The sequence below is a fragment of the Mycoplasmopsis cynos genome (assembly GCF_900660545.1).
GTDB classification, from domain to species: domain Bacteria; phylum Bacillota_I; class Bacilli_A; order Mycoplasmatales; family Metamycoplasmataceae; genus Mycoplasmopsis; species Mycoplasmopsis cynos.
On sequence record NZ_LR214983.1, the window covers coordinates 1 to 5,848 of the forward strand.

The window sequence follows — 5,848 nt, forward strand, 5'->3', positions numbered from 1 at the left end:
CTTCTTTATTATTTCATTATATTTTTCACTAGTCAAGTTTTCTGGATGTTGTTCATAAACTGCTAATTCAGAAATAAATTTATCATAATTTGTATACTTATCATCTTGATAAACAAGATATGCATTAGTTTTTCTATTTATATAAATATCTCTTATTTCTTTTTGTTTTCTAGCAACTCCTTCAATTATTGAGCCAGCAACATTTTTTAAGTCATTTATAGCTTCATTAATACTTAAATCAGTTGATTGATCACTTACTTTACCTTCATTTTTTGTTAAAACATCATTAATTTTCGCATATTCTTCTGGTCATTTATTTTTATATTTTGCTATAAAACGGAATAACTACATCATTTTTATATTTTTCATATGTTAAAATTAAAACACTTTTTGCTTTTGGAGATAATTGTGAATAAAGTATTTCATATTCTTTATTTAACTTGATATACTCGCTTGGCTCAATCTTGTTTTCAGTTATTTTTCTTTTTATTTCATCAACCTTTGCTTTTAATTTATTGTATGAATCACTTAAATAATTATCCTTATTTATTTCATTAAATTTTTCAACATTAAATAATGAAATTTGCATATTATATGGAGAAAATTCTAATGCTATTTTTTTAGTTTCCAAATCTTCTTTAAGTTTATTAAACTCACTTTGTCCAAGATCATCAACGTTTTGATATTTAATCTTTTCTAAAGCTAATTGATAATCATAAAAACTTTCATTAGTGTATATAAAATGATCATTTTTAAGGTTTTCATTTTTGATTAATGCATCAAATTCAGATTTATCGACTTTTAATTTATGTTCATTAATCGCGTCGTCTAGAGCTTTTAGCGCATCATCAATAGCTTCTTGTGTCACTGATGTTAAATCATTTATTGCTTGTGCAGATTGTTTTTTAGCAATATAATTTTGTCTACTTGATGTAGTTCATTTCTCTAGATCAACAACCGGTTTTTCAAGTAATGTTTTTAATTTAGATTTATCAACTTTTTGCCCATTTTGTTTTTCAATATCAATAATTTCAGAAATTACAGGTATATGGTCTTTTCATTCAATTTTTAAAGCAACTACTTTCTTATCTAGATCATTTGGTAAACTAAATGAAACTATTGGATTTGATAATGCTCCAATAACAATTTCTAATTCTTTATTAGTTTTTATATCATAAACAATAGCTTTTACAACTGCATTTGACGGTTCTTCTTCTGTAATGATTTTGATATCTTTATTTGCATATCTTGCAGCATCTAAATTAATTATTAGTTTTCCATTTTTTTTCAGCTGGTTTATAAGAAGTATTAAGTCTATTATCAAAAATGTTTTCTGGTTTATATTTTCCATTGCTTTCAAGATAATTAGTTCCATCAAATCTTGGATCAATATTTAAATTAAGATATTTACCACCATTTACAACTATTTCATTAATAATGATTGCTCTAGATGGATAATCTTTTTTAACAAGAAGTTTAATGTATCTAACTTTTTTATCTTTAATATCATCATTTCCTCATCATCTAAGATTAGGATGTAAAGAATCTGGATTTCCAAAACCACCTTGACCTGGTGTTATGTCATGCGAATCCGCTGAATCATTAATGCTGAACACAGTTTCATATCCAGAATCCTTTGATTTGAAACTTGTATATCTAAATATCTTGGAAATCAGCTGTATTATCTGCTGTATACATTCTTAATGATTTAAGATCAAGTTCTCCACCTAAATCACAAATTGCATATTGTCCTTTAATGGACTACCACCAAATTTTGTATATCTATTAAAATCACCATCAAATCCGCCACCATTCTTCCTATCATCTAATCAATTATTTTCAAATCAATATAGTTTCAATCAATTTCCAAATGGTACAATTTCATCATAATATTAAACTAACTTGGTAAATTTAATATTGAATAGCGTCTGAACTATTAACTAGTCTTAAATATAAATTTAACTTTTTGTTAAAATTAGCTGATGAGTTCAATTCAATTGAACCATTTACTGAAATAAGAACTTAATTTATCATTTTAATTCAATCATATTGATATTTGTAATATTTAATATCTTTTAAATCAACTCCAATATACCTTTGAAGTATTTCGTGATTTTGCTAATATTTCAAATCATTATTATTAAAATCATTGAACCATTATCTAAGAGCTTGAAGTTTTGATTATCTTTTAGTATGTATAAATATATGATGATCAGGAACATTTTTCTTGAATATCAACTGATTTAATTTCCATCAAGTATGTTTTTTTGTCGAAGTAATTCTAATTCCAGTATTAAGCGGCATTTTCTGGACTGTATAGGTAATTTTTTTATCCTTAAATCAAGTGTTCCATTTTCTAAATCTATAACTTGATTATTATAAAGTTTTGATTTTTAAAAATTCCATTTATCATTGCTATCTTGAAGAATTCTAATACTTTTAATCTTTTGCACTTTCAAATGAATTTCAATCCTTGATCTTTACTACATTCCATTATTTGCACTTGATAATCAAGCCAAGTTGAATCATTATGTCAATAATATAATCGAGTTTATTATTTTTGCATTATCATTAATGCTTGAGTGCTTGCTATTTCTAAATTATAACGACCATTGATCTTTTTTATTGTATATTTTAATATTTGTATTAGAATTTATTTGACATATAAAGAGTCAATAGTAAAGGTTGAATATGTTGTATCCTACTTCCGCATATTGAATTGAACCTAAATAATCAAATCCATGTGTTCTAGCCTTTTGAATTAATGTTTTAGCTTTATTTAAATTTAAAAAAAATCAGTTTTATCACTTGGTTAGTTTAATAAGTCATCAAGAGCCAAGTTATCCTTATATAGTTCAATTGATGATTCAATTCAGTATCTAATTTGATAGTATAAATCTCGATTAACTACACTATTTTTAATGGTAAGTGCATCATTATATAATTCTTCAAATTCAACTTTTAAATCTTTAATATTATCAACTAAAAAGAATTAGTTCTAGTGCGTACGTCACTAGAAACTAATAATTCTTTTTAGTTGATAATATTAAAGATTTAAAAGTTGAATTTGAAGAATTATATAATGATGCACTTACCATTAAAAATAGTGTAGTTAATCGAGATTTATACTATCAAATTAGATACTGAATTGAATCATCAATTGAACTATATCAAGGATTAACTTTGGCTCTTGATGGACTTATTAAACTAAACCAAGGTGATAAAACTGATTTTGTTTTAAATTTAAATAAAGCTAAAACATTAATTCAAAAGGCTAGAACACAACATGGATTTGATTATTTAGGTTCAATTCAATATGCGGAAGTAGGAGTACAACATATTCAACCCTTTACTACTTGACTTCTTGATTATATGTCAAATAAAATTCTTAATACAAATATTAAAAATAATAACAATAAAAAAGATCAAGTGGTCGGTTATAATTAGAAATAGCAAAGCACTCAAGCATTAATGATAATGCAAAAAATAATAAACTCGATTATATTATTGACCATAATGATTCAACTTTGGCTTGATTATCAAGTGCAAATAATGGGAATGTAGGTAAAGATCAAGGGATTGAAATTCATTTTGAAAGTGCAAAAGAGATTAAAAGTATTAGAATTCTTCAGATAGCAATGATAAAATGGAATTTTTAAAAATTCAAAAACTTTATAATAATCAAGTTATAGATTTAGAAAATGGAACACTTGATTTTAAGGATAAAAAAGAAATTACCTATACAGTTCCAGAAAATGCCGGTTAATGACTGGAATTAGAATTACTTCGACAAACAAACATCAACTTGATGGAAATTAAAATCAGTTGATATTCAAGAAAAAATGTTCCTGATCCATCATATATTTATACATCACTAAAAGATAAATCAAACTTCAAGCTCTTAGAAGTAATGGTTCAATGATTTTAAGTAATAATGATTTGAAAATATTAGCAAAATCACGAAATACCTTCAAAAGGTATATTGGAGTTGATTTAAAAGATATTAAATATATTACAAATATCAATATTGATTGAATTAAAAATGATAAATTTAAGTTCTTAATTTCAGTAAATGGTTTCAATTGAATTGAACTCAATCAAGCTAATTTTAACAAAAAAGTTAAATTTAGATATTTAAGACTAGTTAATAGTTCAGACGCTATTCAAATATTAAAATTTACCAAGTTAAGTTTAAATATTATTGATGAAATTGTACCATTTGGAAAATTGATTGAAACTAATATTGATTTGAAAAATAATTGATTAGATGATAGGAAGAATGGTGGCGGATTTGATGGTGATTTTAATAGATATACAAAATTTGGTGGTAGTCCATTAAAAGGACAATATGCAATTTGTGATTTAGGTGGAGAACTTGATCTTAAATCATTAAGAATGTATACAGCAGATAATACAGCTGATTTTCCAAGATATTTAGATATACAAGTTTCAAATCAAAAGGATTCTGGATATGAAACTGTGTTCAGCATTAATGATTCAGCGGATTCGCATGACATAACACCAGGTCAAGGTGGTTTTGGAAATCCAATTCTTTACATCCTAATCTTAGATGATGAGGAAATGATGATATTAAAGATAAAAAGTTAGATACATTAACTTCTTGTTAAAAAAGATTATCCATCTAGAGCAATCATTATTAATGAAATAGTTGTAAATGTGTAAATATTTAATTTAAATATTGATCCAAGATTTGATGAACTAATTATTTGAAAGCAATGGAAAATATAAACCAAAAACATTTTTGATAATAGACTTAATACTTCTATAAACCAGCTGAAAAAATGGAAACTAATAATTAATTAGATGCTGCAAATATGCAAATAAAGATATCAAAATCATTACAGAAGAAGAACCGTCAAATGCAGTTGTAAAAGCTATGTTTATGATATAAAAACTAATAAGAATTAAAATTGTTATTGGAGCATTATCAAATCCAATAGTTTCATTTAGTTTACCAAATGATCTAGATAAGAAAGTAGTTGCTTTAAAAATTGAATGAAAAGACCATATACCTGTAATTTCTGAAATTATTGATATTGAAAAACAAAATGGGCAAAAAGTTGATAATCTAAATTAAAAACATTACTTGAAAAACCGGTTGTTATCTAGAAATGAACTACATCAAGTAGACAAAATTATATGCTAAAAAACAATCTGCACAAGCAATAAATGATTTAACATCAGTGACACAAAAGCTATTGATATGCGCTAAAAGCTCTAGACGACGCGATTAATGAACATAAATTAAAAGTCGATAATTGAATTTGATGCATTAATCAAAAATGAAACCTTAAAATATCATTTATATACACAATGAAGTTTTTATGATTATCAATTAGCTTTAGAAAGATTAAATATCAAACTTGAGATCTTGGACAAAGTGAGTTATAAACTTAAAGAAGATTTGGAAACTAAAAAATAGCTTAGAATTTCTCCATATATATGCAAATTTCATTATTTAATGTTGAAAAATTTAATGAAATAAATAAGGATAATTATTTAAGTGATTCATACAATAAATTAAAAGCAAAGGTTGATGAAAATAAAAAGAAAAATAACTGAAAACAAGATTGAGCCAAGCGAGTATATCAAGTTAAATAAAGAATATGAAATACTTTATTCACAATTATCTCCAAAAGCAAAAAGTGTTTTAATTTTAACATATGAAAAATATAAAAATGATGTAGTTATTCCGTTTATAGCAAAATATAAAAATAAATGACCAGAAGAATATGCGAAAATTAATGATGTTTTAACAAAAAATGAAGGTAAAGTAAGTGATCAATCAACTGATTTAAGTATTAATGAAGCTATAAATGATTAAAAA

General features: G+C 24.8%; 7 protein-coding genes. 4 read left to right on the forward strand and 3 right to left on the reverse strand.

Annotation, left to right across the window (positions count from 1 at the left end; translation table 4 throughout):
* Positions 1 to 319 precede the first annotated feature (319 nt).
* The 3 genes from EXC48_RS00280 to EXC48_RS05035 form a co-directional block, all read right to left on the reverse strand.
* Complete coding sequence (locus EXC48_RS00280; RefSeq protein WP_129720356.1) at positions 320 to 1,324, reverse strand: hypothetical protein; 1,005 nt, start codon at positions 1,322 to 1,324, stop codon at positions 320 to 322.
* Entirely contained in the window at positions 1,263 to 1,616 is a 354-nt protein-coding gene (locus EXC48_RS00285) for a hypothetical protein (RefSeq protein WP_129720357.1), read from the reverse strand. The genes EXC48_RS00280 and EXC48_RS00285 overlap by 62 nt, the downstream gene beginning before the upstream one ends.
* Positions 1,617 to 1,727: 111 nt before the next feature.
* On the reverse strand, positions 1,728 to 1,859 hold the full coding sequence (locus EXC48_RS05035) for a hypothetical protein (RefSeq protein WP_268814396.1): 132 nt from the start codon (positions 1,857 to 1,859) through the stop codon (positions 1,728 to 1,730).
* Positions 1,860 to 3,183: 1,324 nt separating this feature from the next.
* Between EXC48_RS05035 and EXC48_RS00290 the strand changes: the two genes are divergently transcribed.
* The 4 genes from EXC48_RS00290 to EXC48_RS00300 all read left to right on the forward strand — a co-directional run bounded on the left by EXC48_RS00290 (position 3,184) and on the right by EXC48_RS00300 (position 5,845).
* Complete coding sequence (locus EXC48_RS00290; protein ID WP_129720358.1) at positions 3,184 to 3,447, forward strand: hypothetical protein; 264 nt, start codon at positions 3,184 to 3,186, stop codon at positions 3,445 to 3,447.
* A 471-nt stretch (positions 3,448 to 3,918) separates the two neighbouring features.
* On the forward strand, positions 3,919 to 4,608 hold the full coding sequence (locus tag EXC48_RS00295) for a hypothetical protein (RefSeq protein ID WP_129720359.1): 690 nt from the start codon (positions 3,919 to 3,921) through the stop codon (positions 4,606 to 4,608).
* An 855-nt stretch (positions 4,609 to 5,463) separates the two neighbouring features.
* Positions 5,464 to 5,622 carry a hypothetical protein gene (locus EXC48_RS04635; RefSeq protein WP_165035604.1) on the forward strand — a complete coding sequence of 53 codons (159 nt, stop codon included), beginning with the start codon at positions 5,464 to 5,466 and terminating at the stop codon, positions 5,620 to 5,622.
* Positions 5,558 to 5,845 (forward strand): hypothetical protein, encoded by a 288-nt coding sequence (locus EXC48_RS00300; protein ID WP_129720360.1) that lies wholly within the window; start codon positions 5,558 to 5,560, stop codon positions 5,843 to 5,845. Before EXC48_RS04635 ends, EXC48_RS00300 begins: the two co-directional genes overlap by 65 nt.
* Positions 5,846 to 5,848 lie beyond the last annotated feature (3 nt).